This is a genomic window from Streptomyces sp. CT34 (assembly GCF_000805335.1).
Taxonomy (GTDB): domain Bacteria; phylum Actinomycetota; class Actinomycetes; order Streptomycetales; family Streptomycetaceae; genus Streptomyces.
In genome coordinates, this window is record NZ_KN708638.1 from 939,971 (window position 1) to 952,343 (window position 12,373).

Sequence of the window (12,373 nt, forward strand, 5' to 3'; positions counted from 1 at the left end):
GCTCCCTGGCCTCGGCCTTGGGGGCGCCGCGGAAGCGCGGGCCGGCCATCACGTTGGACAGCACGGTGCGCCAGGGGAAGACGGCGTCCTGCTGGAAGACGAAGCCGACCTTGTCGCCGATACCGCGGACCGGTTCGCCGGCGACCAGGACATCGCCCTCGGTGGGCTCCTCCAATCCGCTGACCAGGGTCAGGGTCGTCGACTTACCGCATCCGGTGGGGCCGACCACGGCCACGAACTCGCCGCGGCCGACGGTCAGATCCAGGTCGCGGACGGCGGTGTGCAGTCCGCCCGAGGGGGTGCGGAAGGTCTTGCTCGCTCCCCGCAGCTCGATGGCGGGGCTCGTGTGGCTGTTCATGGAGCGGGAGGCTAGGAGTGGGCCGGGCCGCGGCGGCAGCCTTGTGGGCGCAAGCCGTCTTTCTGCGCGCAAACCCTGTTGTGCCCATTTTGCTCACGCTAGAACAACAAAGGTTCGACAGAGGGTGGGCAGCCGGGCTGCGGCGGCTTACGTTGCGTGCATCGGAGATCAACGGAAAGAGTCGGTTCCGCAGAGCTGCGCCGGGCCGCCGAGACAAGGGGGACCGCATGCGGATCCACTGGCCCCGTCGCGTCTTCGCACAGGTCCTGATCGCGCAGGTGGCCATCACGACGGGGGTGATGGTGCTGGCCACCGGCCTGTTCCTCGCCCCGTTCAGCCATGTGCTGGAGGACCAGGCGATGCGCCGGGCGCTGGCCATCGCCCAGACCGCCGCCGCGGAACCGGAGTTGGCCCGCGATCTGGTCGCCTCCGCACCCGCGCCGCACGGCCCGGTGCAGTCCACCGCGGAGCGGATCCGCCGGTCCACCGGGGCGCTGTACGTCGTGGTGATGGACAGCCACGGCGTGCGCTGGTCGCACACCAACACCGCGGAGATCGGTCACCATGTCTCCACCGATCCCAGCCGAACCCTGGCCGGCCGGGAGGTCCGGCAGATCGACACCGGCACGCTGGGCCGCTCGGCGCGCGCGAAGGTGCCGCTGCGCGACGCCGGCGGCGGGATCGTCGGCGCGGTCTCGGTCGGCATCGCCTACGACAGCGTGCACGGGCTGCTGCTCGGTGCCATTCCCGGGCTGCTGCGGTACGCGGGCGCCGCGCTGGCGGTCGGCGTGCTGGCCGCGTTGGGGGTCGCCCGCAGTCTGCGCCGCCGTACGCACGGGGTCGCCACCGCCGACATCTCCGCGCTGTTGGACGAGCGCGAGGCGATGCTGCACGGCATCCGGGAGGGCGTGGTCGCCTTCGACCGGAAGGGCCGGATCCGGCTGGTCAACGACGAGGCCGGGCGGCTGCTCGGGCTCGACGCGGGCGCCGCGGGCCGCGCCCTGGACGAGGTGCTGCCGCCGGGGCGCACCACGGACGTCCTGGCGGGACGGGTGGACGGCAGCGATCTGCTGACCGTCAGCGGCGGGCGGGTACTGGTCGCCAACCGCGTGCCGACCCGCGACGGCGGGGCCGTGGTGACCCTGCGCGACCGCACCGAACTGGAGCTGCTGGGCCGGGAGTTGGACAGCACCCAGGGGCTGCTGGACGCGCTGCGGGCCCAGGACCACGAACACGCCAACCAGTTGCACACGGTCCGCGGACTGCTCGAACTGGGGCGGTACGACACGGCGGTGGAGTTCGTCGCCGAGGTCGCCAGCGCGCACCGGGCGTCCGCGGAGCAGATCGCCGAGCGGGTGCACGACCCGCTGCTGTCCGCGCTGCTGGTCGGCAAGGCGGCCATCGCCGCCGAGCGCGGGGTGGCACTGCGCATCGCCCCGGCCACGCTGCTGCCCGATGCGGTGGTCGACCCGCGCGACCTGGTGACCGTCCTGGGCAATCTGATCGACAACGCGCTGGACGCCACCGCGGAGCGCCGCCGCGCCGAGCCCTTCGTCGAGGTGGAACTGCGCGCCGAAGGCACCACCGGGGTCGTACGGGTCAGCGACACCGGGCCCGGGGTGCCGCCCGGGATGCGCGAGCGGATCTTCGCCGAGGGCTGGTCCACGAAGAGCGCCACCGCCTCCTCCAGGGGCCGGGGTCTCGGACTCGCCCTGGTACGCCGGCTGTCCGAGCGCTACGGCGGGATGGCCCGGGTGACCGCCCGCGCGGGCGGCGGGGCGGTCTTCACCGTCGTCCTGCCCGAAGCGCTCGCGCCCGACCGGCTCACCCTGGAGCACGCCCCCTCCGCCCTCCCGTCACCCGACCTCCACCCCCAGAAGACGGCGCTACGCGCCGGCCGACCCTCGCGTCAGCTCACGACCACCGGAGAGTCACCGTGATCGATGTCCTTGTCGTGGACGACGACTTCCGCGTCGCGGAGATCAATGCCGCGTATGTCTCCCAGGTACCCGGCTTCCGCGTCGCCGGCCGGGCCCACACGGCGGCCCAGGCGCTGGCCACGCTGGAGCGCACCCCGATCGATCTGGTGCTGCTCGACCACTACCTGCCGGACGAGACCGGCCTGGCCCTGGTGCGGCGGCTGCGGCAGCTGGGCCACCACACCGACGTGATCATGGTGACGGCGGCCCGCGACGTGGCCACCGTGCAGGCCGCGATGCGGTACGGCGCGCTGCAATACCTGGTCAAGCCGTTCGGGTTCTCGGGGCTGCGGGCCAAGCTGGACGGCTATGCCGCGCTGCGCCGTACCGTCGAGGGCGTCGGCGGGCACGGCGAGGCCGGGCAGGAGCAGGTGGACCGGATCTTCGCGGCCCTGCGCACCCCCGAGTCCCCGCACTCCGAGCTGCCCAAGGGCCACTCGGCGGCGACCGTCGACCTGATCCGCCGGATCCTGGACGAGGCCGGGCTGCCGCTCTCCGCCCACGACGTCGCCGAGCGCGCCGGGGTCAGCCGCTCCACCGCCCAGCGCTACCTCAAGCACCTGGAACGCACCGGCCGCATCCGGCTGACCCTCAAGTACGGCGACACCGGACGGCCCGAGCATCTCTATGCCCGAACGCGGGCCGGCTGAGGGAGGCGGGCGCCCGCTCAGCCCGGCTGCCCCGGACCCGCCTCCGCGGCGGCATGGCACGCCTCGATCAGTGCCCGTAGCCCGGCCTTCGGCGGGTCGGGCCGTACCGCGAGACAGCTCCGCATCCTGGGGGCGGGATCGCGCAGCGGGCGGAACACCACGCCGGGCACCGGCAGTTGATCGGCGTGCGGGGCGTAGAACACCGTCCAGGACGGCTTGCCGTACCCGATGGCGGCCAGGGTGTCCTGGGCGTTGGTGAACTCCGGCCCCGCCACGGGCTCGTAGCCGGCCTCCCGGCAGGAGCGCATGACCAGGTCGTGCAGGGCGGGGTTGCGGGAGTGCGGCGACAGCCGCAGCGGCAGCTCGGCGAGCCGGGCCAGCTCGACGGTCTCGTGTGCGGCGAGTTCGTGGCGGGCGGGCAGCGCCACCAGCAGCGCGTCCTGCCACAGCGGCAGGAACTCCAGCCCTGGATCGTCCCGTTCGCCGCGCAGCAGGGTCGCGTCCAGCTCGCCGGAGCGCACCTGCCGGAGGCGTTCCTCGGTGCTGCCGGAGACGAGTTCCAGCTGGGCGTGGCCGGCGAGCCGGGCGAACGCGGCGAGCACCGCGTCCAGCCGCGCGCCGAGACCGGAGCTGCTGCCCAGCCGCACCGTCGTGGCCTGTTCGGCGCGCAGCTCGTCGAGGGCTTCGCGGGCGCGTGCCTGGAGGGTGAGCATCTCCCTGGCGTACGGGAGCAGCCGGCTGCCGGCCTCGGTGAGCCGGACGGTGCGGGTGGAGCGGGTGAACAGCTCGGTGCCCAGTTCGCGTTCCAGCCGGCGGAGTTGCTGGCTCACCGCGGACTGCACGATGTGCAGCCGCTCGGCGGCGCGGCCGAAGTGCAGTTCCTCCGCCACGGTGAGGAAGTAGCGCAGCTGACGGATTTCCATGGCCCCCCGTTCGCCGTGACCCCTGTCGATCACTCATTGATCACCGCTCGCGATCAGTGTAGGCGCGGATCGGCCGTTGGCCGGCCACCGCGATCGCGGTTGGGTGGGGGCATCGGCGCAGGCAAGGACCTGCGGCGGATACGTGGAAGCGGTGGAAGAAGCAGGGGAAGCAGAGGAAGCACCATGCCCTATCTGGACGTCAACGACATCACGCTCCACTACGAGGACGAGGGGGCCGGCCCGGCGCTGCTGTTCCTGCACGGCTGGGGGACCAGCGGGCGCACCTGGGGCGCGCAGCTGCCCGAGTTCACCGGGGACCACCGGGTGGTCACCGTGGACTGGCGGGGCTGCGGGCGGTCGGCCCGTCCGGCCCGCGGCAACACCCTCGCCGGGGTGGTCAGCGACCTCGTGGAGCTGATCGGCGCGCTGCGGCTGGACCGTCCGGTGGTCGTCGGCTCGTCGATCGGCGGCACCTTCGCCGTCGAACTGGGGGTGCGAAGCCCGGAGTTGGTCGCCGGCGTGGTCCCGGTGGGTGCGCCGGGGTACTGGCCCTCGGCCCAGAAGCAGGCACAGGCGCGGCTGATGGCCGATCTGCGCCGCGACCGGGCCGGTACGGTCGCCGGCTGGGTGCCAGGGTGGTACGCGCCGGGCACCGCGCCCGCGCTCATCGACTGGACGGTACGTCAGATCCTGGACTCCGGCGTCTACATCGACGAGCACCAGGTCACCGCCGTCGCCCACGACCCGCGCCCGGCACTGCCCGGGCTGAAGATGCCGATCCACTACCTCCACGGCGAACGGGACCCGCAGATCCCGCTGGAGGTGCCCCGGACCTGCGCCGCGCTCACGCCCGGCGCCGAGCTCTCGGTCATCCCCGGCGCCGGCCACATGCCGCACCAGGAATGCCCGGCCGCCTTCAACGCCGCGCTGCGTACCGCGCTCGCCCGGATGGCGTCCGCCGTCCGCGCCACCGCCTGAACACCCCCCGCCCGCAAAGGAGATCACCCATGCCCACCACCCGCGTACGCATCAGCGGCGGCGAGGCCGTCGTCGAGTACGACCGCACCGGAACCGGACCGGGCCTGGTGCTGGTGCACGGCACCGGCGCCACCCGCGAGCAGTGGCTGCCGCTGACCGAGGCGGTCGCCGACCGCTTCACCGTGGTCGCACCGGACTACTCGGGCTCGGGCGGCACCACCGATCACGGCGGCCCGCTCACGCTCGCGGACCTCGCCGACGAGGTCCTGGCCGCCGCCGACCACGCCGGGCTGGAGTCGTTCCACCTGGTCGGCCACTCGCTCGGCGCCGCGATCGCCACCCACCTCGCGGGCAGCCACCCCGGGCGGGTCCGCTCCCTGGTGCTGCACGCCGGCTGGGCGCACACCGACACCCGGATGCGGGCCGAGTTCACGTACTGGCTCGACCTCCTGCGCGCCGACGCGGCGCACGGCACGTCGCTCTTCGCCCGGATGGTGCCGCTGATGGCCTTCGGCCCCCGCTACTGGAACCGCACGGACACCGCCGCCCACGAGGAGCTGGTCCGGGCGCTCGCCACCGGGCCGGCTCCCGGTACCGACCGGCAGACCGCGGTGGACCTGGCCGTGGACCTGCGCCCGCTGCTCGCCTCCGTCACCGCACCGACGCTGGTACTGGCCGGCGCCCACGACCGGGTGATCGGCGCGGCTCAGCAGCGGGAACTGCTGGCCGGGATCGCCCACAGCCGCTACCAGGAGATCGACGCCGGGCACGGGGCACCCGTCGAGGACCCGGACGGTTTCATCGCCCGGATCACCGCCTTCCTCGCCGAGCAAACCGAACCGGCGGCGGCCGGGCGGCCGACGGCGAACCGGGCGGCACCGGCGTGACGTCCCGTGGGCGCCTGCGTCGACCGGCGCCCGGTCACGCGGCTGTCCCTGGTGCCTGTCAGTGGCCCGTGCGAGGGTGGCGGGCATGAGTACGACACCGGACGGACGCCCCGTCCCGCCCCCACACACAGATGAACGCACCATGCTGGAGAGCTGGTTGGACTTCCACCGCGAGACGCTCGCGCTGAAGTGCGCGGGGCTCGACGACGACCAGCTGCGGGTGGCCTCGGTGGCCCCGTCGCCGATGACGCTGCTGGGCTTGGTCCGGCATCTGGCGGAGGTGGAACGCCACTGGTTCCAGCGGATCTTCGCCGTCCGTGCCGTGCCGCAGGTGTACGAGGACAGCGGCGCGGACGGCTTCGCGCTCGCCCCGGACAGCGGCATCGAGGAAGCCCTGGCGACCTGGCGCGCGGAGGTGGCCCTGGGTCGCGAGCTGATCGCCGGGGCCTCCCTGGACGACTCCGGCAAGCTCTCCGAGGAGGAGGCCCGGTACCTCGGCGACCAGGGGGTCTCCCTGCGCTGGATCCTGGTCCACATGATCGAGGAGTACGCCCGCCACAACGGCCACGCCGACATGCTCCGGGAGCGCATCGACGGCACGACGGGCGCCTGAGCCCGGTCGGAGATCCGGCTGGGGATCCGCGGCAGAGCTGCGGCGGATCCCCGGCCGGCCCCGCCATCGCCGCCGACCTGCCGCCGCATCCGGTGCCCGCCTCTGGGGACCGGCTCCCGCTACCGCCCCGCACCGCGAGCCCATGCGCCCTGCGCCCTGGGCCCTGTCGGCAAACTCCCGCCTGCTGCCGACGCCCGGCCCGCCCTCCGGGCCGACGACGGGAGTTCGGCGACAGGGCCTAGGCTCCGCTCATGACGACCGCCACCACCGCCGACGCGGGCACCGCACCCCGGATCCTCGATGCCCGCGAACTCACGGCAGACCCAGAACTCGCCGCCGTATTCCCCGAGTTGGCGCACCGTATCCTGGCGGACCTGGTCCGCGACGGGGCGCCGCTCGGGTGGGTCGATCCGCCCGCGCCGGAGGAGGTCGCCGAGCTCGTCGCCCGGGTGCTCGCCGCGGCGCGGACCGGGGACGGGGCGCTCCGCGCCGCGTACGTCGGCCCGCGGCTGATCGGTCTGGGCTACTGGCTGCGCTACGCCCAGGAGACCAATCGCCCGCACGCGGACCTGGTGAAGCTCGCGGTCGCCGGCAGCGCGCACCGCCGCGGCGTCGGCCGCTCACTGGCCACCGCCCTGGTCGCCGACGCCGCAGAGACCGGCATCGAGGTCCTCACCCTGGACGCCCGCGCCGACAACGCGCGGGCGCTGCGCCTCTACCGGTCGCTGGGCTTTCGCGAGTACGGCCGGATCCCCGGTTTCGTCGCGGTCGGCGAGCAGCGCTGGGACAAGGTGTTCTACATGCTGGACCTGCGCACGGAGAGCGGGCGCGGCGCGGACGGCCACCACCCCGGGGCGACGCCGTAACGGCCGGTCGGACCCACTCCGGGGAGGGGCGTGCCCGGGGCCCGCCCCGCGTGAACGCCCACGCCACTCCCGGTGAACCGGTCACGTCGGAACCCTTGACAGCTCCCCCGCCCCCGTCCGACCATCCCCGGGTGAACCTGTCAGACAGCCAGACAGCTGGCGACATCCCCCGGCGCGTGAGCGCGATGGAAGCGGTCCTGACCCATCTGCGCGGCGCCATCGAGCGAGGTGAGTACGCCGTCGGCGACAAGCTCCCCTCCGAGGCCGAACTGTGCCGGCGGCTGGAGGTGAGCAGACCCGTGCTGCGCGAGGCGCTGCGTGCGCTCCAGACCATGGGGCTCACGGTCTCGCGCACCGGCAAGGGCACCTTCGTCGTCTCGGACGGCGCGGTGGCCGACCCGACCTTCGGCGACTACACGGCCAGCCATCTGCTGGAGGTCCGCCGCCATATCGAGATCCCGGTGGCCGGGTACGCGGCCACCCGCCGTACGCCGGAGGATCTCGACCACCTCACACACCTCCTGGAGCGGATGGAGCGGGAGACCGACACCACCGCCTGGGTCGCCATGGACACGCTCTTCCATCTCGCGGTCGCCGAGGCGGCGCGGAACCCGGTCTTCCGCCGGGTGATCGAGGAGATCCGGGACGCCCTGGCCCGTCAGTCGGCGTTCCTCAACGACGTCGGCGGCCGGCGCGACCAGTCGAACCGGGAGCACCGGGCGATCGTCGAGGCGCTCGTCGACCGGTCCGAGCACGACGCCGCCGAGGCGATGGAGCACCACCTCGCACGCGTCGAGTCGACCCTGACCACCATCGTGCGGCCGGCAGACCGTACGGCCCCTGCCACGGAAGACGAGGACCACGGGTGAGCGAGCAGTCCCTGCAACAGGCGGAGCCGCAGGAAAGGGAGGGGCAGCGGGCACCGGCCGCACATGTCGACGCCGGTGACGCCGGATACCGCAAGTCCCTGACATCACGGCACATCAACATGATCGCCATCGGCGGCGCGATCGGCACCGGGCTGTTCCTCGGCGCGGGCGGCCGGCTCGCCGACGCCGGGCCTTCACTGGCCGTGGCATACGCGCTCTGCGGCTTCTTCGCCTTCCTCGTCGTACGGGCCCTGGGCGAGCTGGTGCTGCACCGGCCGTCGTCCGGCGCCTTCGTCTCCTACGCGCGGGAGTTCCTCGGCGAGAAGGGGGCGTTCGTCGCGGGCTGGATGTACTTCCTGAACTGGGCGACGACCGGGATCGCCGACATCACGGCGGTGGCGACCTACACGCACTACTGGAGCATGTTCTCCGACATCCCGCAGTGGGTGATCGCGCTGATCGCGCTCGGGGTCGTGCTGACGGTGAACCTGATATCGGTGAAGATCTTCGGCGAGCTGGAGTTCTGGTTCGCGATCATCAAGGTCGGGGCGCTGGTCGTCTTCATGCTGATCGGCATCTTCCTGCTGGTCACCCAGCACCCGGTCGACGGCCACCACCCCGGCCCCGCGCTGATCTCCGACCACGGCGGCATCTTCCCGACCGGAACGCTGGCGATGCTGCTGGTGATCCAGGGCGTGGTCTTCGCCTACGCCTCGGTCGAGCTGGTCGGCGTCACGGCGGGCGAGACCGCCGAGCCGGAGAAGGTCATGCCCCGGGCGATCAACTCGATCATGTGGCGGGTCGCACTGTTCTACGTCGGCTCGGTGGTCCTGCTGTCGATGCTGCTGCCGTGGAACGCGTACTCGGCGGGCCAGAGCCCGTTCGTCACCGTGCTCTCCCATGTCGGGGTCCCGGCCGCGGGCGGGGTGATGAACCTCGTCGTGCTGACCGCCGCGATGTCCAGCCTCAACTCCGGGCTCTACTCCACCGGTCGGATCCTGCGCTCGATGGCGATGTCCGGATCCGCTCCCCGGTTCACCGGCGTGATGAGCCGCAACCAGGTGCCGTACGGCGGGATCCTGCTCACCTCGGGCGTCTGCGTCCTGGGCGTGGGCCTCAACTACCTGGTGCCGAGCAAGGCGTTCGAGATCGTGCTGAATTTCGCGGCGATCGGCATCCTCAGCACCTGGGCCATGATCATGATCTGCCATCTGCTCTTCTGGCGGAAGGCGCGGGCGGGCCTGCTGTCCCGCCCCGGCTACCGGCTCCCCGGCTCGCCCTGGACCGAGCTGGTGACGCTGGCCTTCCTCGCCCTGGTACTGGTCCTGATGTACGCGGACGGCGGCGCCGGCCGCGCCACGATCCTCTCCCTGCCGGTGATCGTGGCCCTGCTGATCGGCGGCTGGTACCTGGTCCGCGGCCGGGTCGGGACCCTGCGGGACGGCGCGGCACCCGGGAGCGCCGATCTCCGGGAGAACAGCGGCAGTTGGCCGAACGGCGACCGCCGCGCGAGCGCCGCAGGGGCGCGCAGCACCGACCGCACAGAGAGCACCGAAGACCGATCATGATCACGAGTCAGCGCACCACCGGCACCACCACGGGCACCACCCCGGCCCACCACCCGGCAGGCGATCCGCCCGCCCTGCGCATACCGGCCCACGCCCCCGTCGCCCATGTGGAGCGCGGCGGCATCGTCGAGGGCGTCCACCACGGTTCGGTCGTCGTCCTGGCAGCCGACGGCCGGGTGGACTTCCAACTCGGCGACATCGAGGCCGCGTTCTACCCCCGCTCGGCGCTCAAGCCGCTCCAGGCGGTCGGTCTGCTGCGCGCCGGATTGCCGCCACTGGACGACCAGGCGCTGGCCCTGACGGCTGCCAGCCACTCCGGCGAGGAACGCCATCTGGCCACCGCCCGGCGCATCCTGCACACCGCCGGGCTGACCGAGGACGACCTCCGCAACGTCCCGGACCTCCCCTACGGGGCCGCCGTACGGGACGACTGGCTCGGGCGCGGGCTGGGGCCCAGCCGGCTCGCCCAGAACTGCTCGGGCAAGCACGCGGCCATGCTGTACACGGCGCGCACCCGGGGCTGGCGGCTGGACACCTACCTCGACGCCGGGCACCCGCTCCAGTGGGAACTCGCCACGGCCGTCGAGGAACTCACCGGCCAGGGCATCGCCCGGGTCACCGTCGACGGCTGCGGTGCCCCGCTGTTCGCCGTCTCGCTGCACGGCCTGACCCGGGCCGTCGCACGGCTGGCGACGGCGGCCCCGGACAGCCACGAGGGCCGGGTCGCCCGCGCCATGCGCGAGCACCCCGAGATGGTCTCCGGTACCGACCGCGATGTCGCCCGGCTGGTCCGCGCGCTGCCGGGACTGCTCGCCAAGGACGGCTTCGAGGGCGTACAGGTCGCCGCGCTGCCGGACGGCCGGGCGGTCGGTGTGAAGATCGCCGACGGCGCCGACCGGGCCCGGATGCCGGTCACCGCCGCGGCGCTGGCCCGCTGCGGCGTCGACCCGGGCCTGCTCGCCCCGTTCGCCACCGCCCCGGTCCTCGGCGGCGGCAGGCAGGTCGGCACCCTGCGGGCGGCGGGCGCCCTGGCCACCCCGGACGCTCCCGCCCCGGCCGCCTGACATCGCAATGCCCCGGTACGGAGCCCGGCCCGCATGCCGCGGGCCGGGCTTTCGCCGGTGTGCGGCGGCCGGCCAACCGATCGGCTCCGGGCCGCAGATCGTGCACGGTGCGGAGAAGCAGTGCCCCCGGGTGCCGCTCGGGACGGCGGGGCGGGAGAACATGGCCGTGGGTATCTCGTCGCCGGGCAGCCGCAGGAGGGGGGACGGCGGATGATGAGGATGACGGCGTACGACGACGACCGACCGGTACGACACCACTCGTCCACTCCACCGCTCCGCACGACATCCGCATGAGTTCCGTACGAATTCCCAGGTTCCGTACGAGTTCCGTACGACAGGAGAGAGCCGTAGATGCGTATCGCGCTGTGCCAGATGACCGCCTCGACCGACCCCAAGGAGAACCTCGCACAGGTCACGGACCTGGTGCGCCGGGCCGCCGCGGAGGGCGCGCGGCTGGCGGTGCTGCCCGAGGCGTCCATGGCGCGCGTCGGGGTGCCGCCGGGGCAGGTGGCCGAGCCGCTGGACGGGCCGTGGGCCGAGGGCGTGCGGGCGGTCGCCCGGGAGACCGGGGTGACGGTCGTGGTGGGGATGTTCACCCCGGCTCCCGGCGGCCGGGTGGCCAACACCCTGCTGGCCACGGGGCCCGGGGTAGAGGAGTCCTACGACAAGATCCATCTCTATGACGCCTTCGGGTTCCGGGAGTCCGACACGGTCGCGGCGGGCGAGCGGGTGGTGACCATCGACGTCGACGGGGTCCGGGTGGGCCTGGCGACCTGCTACGACGTGCGGTTCCCGGAGCTCTTCCGGGCGCATGCGGACGCCGGCGCGACGGTGAGCGTGCTGCCCGCGTCCTGGGGCGCCGGGCCGGGGAAGCGCGAACAGTGGGAGCTGCTGGTGCGGGCCCGCGCGCTGGACGCGACGGTGTGGCTGGCGGCGGTCGGACAGGCCGCGCCGGACCAGGACGCCGACCCGGAGGTGGCCACCAAGGCCCCGACCGGTGTCGGGCACAGTGCGCTGGTGGGCCCCGACGGGACCGTGCGGGCACGGCTGGCCGCGGCCCCCGGGCTGCTGGTCGCGGAGGTGGACCCGGCCGAGACCGAGCGGGTGCGGCGCGCGGTGGCCGTACTGGACAATCGCCGCCTGTAGGCGCCGGGGCCGCCGTTCTTGCGATGGCCGGCGCGGTCGAGCGCGATCGCGCCGGCCCTGATCGGCGGCTGCGCGGCGCGTCGTACTACTTCGCCGACGCGTCCACGGTGACTGACGGGGCGTCACGCAGCCCGAGACGCAGATGCTCGACGTGGTAGAGGGCCTGGTCGAGGAGTTCGGCGACATGGTGGTCGTAGAGGGCGTAGACGATCGAGCGGCCGTTGCGTTCGCCGGTGACCAGGCCGAGGTTGCGCAGCAGCCGGAGCTGATGGGAGCAGGCGGACTGCTCCATGCCGACGGCGGCGGCGAGGTCGCTGACCGCGCAGGGGCCTTCCTGAAGGCGGGCGAGGATGCGCAGCCGGGACGGGGTGGAGAGGGCCTGGAGGGTGGCGGCGACATCGGCGGCCCCCACGGTGTCCAGGCGTTCGCGGGTGGTGGCACTGCTGGTGTCGTCGATTCCGTGGCCCATGGC

The 12,373-nt window shown here is 73.4% G+C and carries 13 protein-coding genes; 10 read left to right on the forward strand and 3 right to left on the reverse strand.

Features of this window, described 5'->3' with window-relative positions; genetic code table 11:
• Window positions 1-358: ATP-binding cassette domain-containing protein (locus tag RZ84_RS40550; RefSeq protein WP_241777569.1), on the reverse strand; the 358-nt coding region annotated here is incomplete at its 3' end.
• A gap of 227 nt (window positions 359-585) precedes the next feature.
• Between RZ84_RS40550 and RZ84_RS04230 the strand changes: the two genes are divergently transcribed.
• Entirely contained in the window at window positions 586-2,298 is a 1,713-nt protein-coding gene (locus RZ84_RS04230; protein WP_043263142.1) for a sensor histidine kinase, read from the forward strand.
• Entirely contained in the window at window positions 2,295-2,987 is a 693-nt protein-coding gene (locus RZ84_RS04235; protein WP_043263143.1) for a response regulator, read from the forward strand. Before RZ84_RS04230 ends, RZ84_RS04235 begins: the two co-directional genes overlap by 4 nt.
• 17 nt (window positions 2,988-3,004) lie before the next feature.
• On the opposite strand, the gene RZ84_RS04240 is transcribed toward RZ84_RS04235, so the two are convergent.
• Complete coding sequence (locus tag RZ84_RS04240; RefSeq protein ID WP_043263144.1) at window positions 3,005-3,910, reverse strand: LysR family transcriptional regulator; 906 nt, start codon at window positions 3,908-3,910, stop codon at window positions 3,005-3,007.
• Between the two features lie 183 nt (window positions 3,911-4,093).
• Between RZ84_RS04240 and RZ84_RS04245 the strand changes: the two genes are divergently transcribed.
• The 8 genes from RZ84_RS04245 to RZ84_RS04280 all read left to right on the forward strand — a co-directional run bounded on the left by RZ84_RS04245 (window position 4,094) and on the right by RZ84_RS04280 (window position 11,901).
• A complete protein-coding gene (locus tag RZ84_RS04245; protein ID WP_043263145.1) occupies window positions 4,094-4,888 on the forward strand; it encodes an alpha/beta fold hydrolase in 795 nt (264 codons plus the stop codon).
• A gap of 29 nt (window positions 4,889-4,917) precedes the next feature.
• Window positions 4,918-5,775 carry an alpha/beta fold hydrolase gene (locus RZ84_RS04250; RefSeq protein ID WP_052229773.1) on the forward strand — a complete coding sequence of 286 codons (858 nt, stop codon included), beginning with the start codon at window positions 4,918-4,920 and terminating at the stop codon, window positions 5,773-5,775.
• An 85-nt stretch (window positions 5,776-5,860) separates the two neighbouring features.
• On the forward strand, window positions 5,861-6,388 hold the full coding sequence (locus tag RZ84_RS04255) for a DinB family protein (RefSeq protein WP_078893565.1): 528 nt from the start codon (window positions 5,861-5,863) through the stop codon (window positions 6,386-6,388).
• Between the two features lie 251 nt (window positions 6,389-6,639).
• On the forward strand, window positions 6,640-7,254 hold the full coding sequence (locus RZ84_RS04260; RefSeq protein ID WP_043263147.1) for a GNAT family N-acetyltransferase: 615 nt from the start codon (window positions 6,640-6,642) through the stop codon (window positions 7,252-7,254).
• A 131-nt stretch (window positions 7,255-7,385) separates the two neighbouring features.
• Complete coding sequence (locus RZ84_RS04265) at window positions 7,386-8,123, forward strand: FadR/GntR family transcriptional regulator (protein WP_078893566.1); 738 nt, start codon at window positions 7,386-7,388, stop codon at window positions 8,121-8,123.
• Window positions 8,120-9,691 carry an amino acid permease gene (locus RZ84_RS04270; protein ID WP_078893567.1) on the forward strand — a complete coding sequence of 524 codons (1,572 nt, stop codon included), beginning with the start codon at window positions 8,120-8,122 and terminating at the stop codon, window positions 9,689-9,691. Before RZ84_RS04265 ends, RZ84_RS04270 begins: the two co-directional genes overlap by 4 nt.
• A complete protein-coding gene (locus tag RZ84_RS04275; protein WP_078893568.1) occupies window positions 9,688-10,755 on the forward strand; it encodes an asparaginase in 1,068 nt (355 codons plus the stop codon). Before RZ84_RS04270 ends, RZ84_RS04275 begins: the two co-directional genes overlap by 4 nt.
• A 351-nt stretch (window positions 10,756-11,106) precedes the next feature.
• Window positions 11,107-11,901: a carbon-nitrogen hydrolase family protein gene (locus tag RZ84_RS04280; protein ID WP_043263149.1), complete on the forward strand. Its 795-nt coding sequence runs from the start codon at window positions 11,107-11,109 to the stop codon at window positions 11,899-11,901.
• Between the two features lie 85 nt (window positions 11,902-11,986).
• Here RZ84_RS04280 and RZ84_RS04285 read toward each other — a convergent pair whose 3' ends face one another.
• On the reverse strand, window positions 11,987-12,370 hold the full coding sequence (locus RZ84_RS04285; RefSeq protein WP_043263150.1) for an ArsR/SmtB family transcription factor: 384 nt from the start codon (window positions 12,368-12,370) through the stop codon (window positions 11,987-11,989).
• Window positions 12,371-12,373: the final 3 nt, after the last annotated feature.

Excerpts from the sequence above, each read along its gene's own strand:
- RZ84_RS04230 (WP_043263142.1), top strand. The coding sequence starts at position 586 with ATGCGGATCCACTGGCCCCGTCGCGTCTTCGCACAGGTCCTGATCGCG.
- RZ84_RS04240 (WP_043263144.1), bottom strand. The coding sequence starts at position 3,910 with ATGGAAATCCGTCAGCTGCGCTACTTCCTCACCGTGGCGGAGGAACTG.
- RZ84_RS04245 (WP_043263145.1), top strand. The coding sequence starts at position 4,094 with ATGCCCTATCTGGACGTCAACGACATCACGCTCCACTACGAGGACGAG.
- RZ84_RS04250 (WP_052229773.1), top strand. The coding sequence starts at position 4,918 with ATGCCCACCACCCGCGTACGCATCAGCGGCGGCGAGGCCGTCGTCGAG.
- RZ84_RS04255 (WP_078893565.1), top strand. The coding sequence starts at position 5,861 with ATGAGTACGACACCGGACGGACGCCCCGTCCCGCCCCCACACACAGAT.
- RZ84_RS04260 (WP_043263147.1), top strand. The coding sequence starts at position 6,640 with ATGACGACCGCCACCACCGCCGACGCGGGCACCGCACCCCGGATCCTC.
- RZ84_RS04275 (WP_078893568.1), top strand. The coding sequence starts at position 9,688 with ATGATCACGAGTCAGCGCACCACCGGCACCACCACGGGCACCACCCCG.
- RZ84_RS04280 (WP_043263149.1), top strand. The coding sequence starts at position 11,107 with ATGCGTATCGCGCTGTGCCAGATGACCGCCTCGACCGACCCCAAGGAG.
- RZ84_RS04285 (WP_043263150.1), bottom strand. The coding sequence starts at position 12,370 with ATGGGCCACGGAATCGACGACACCAGCAGTGCCACCACCCGCGAACGC.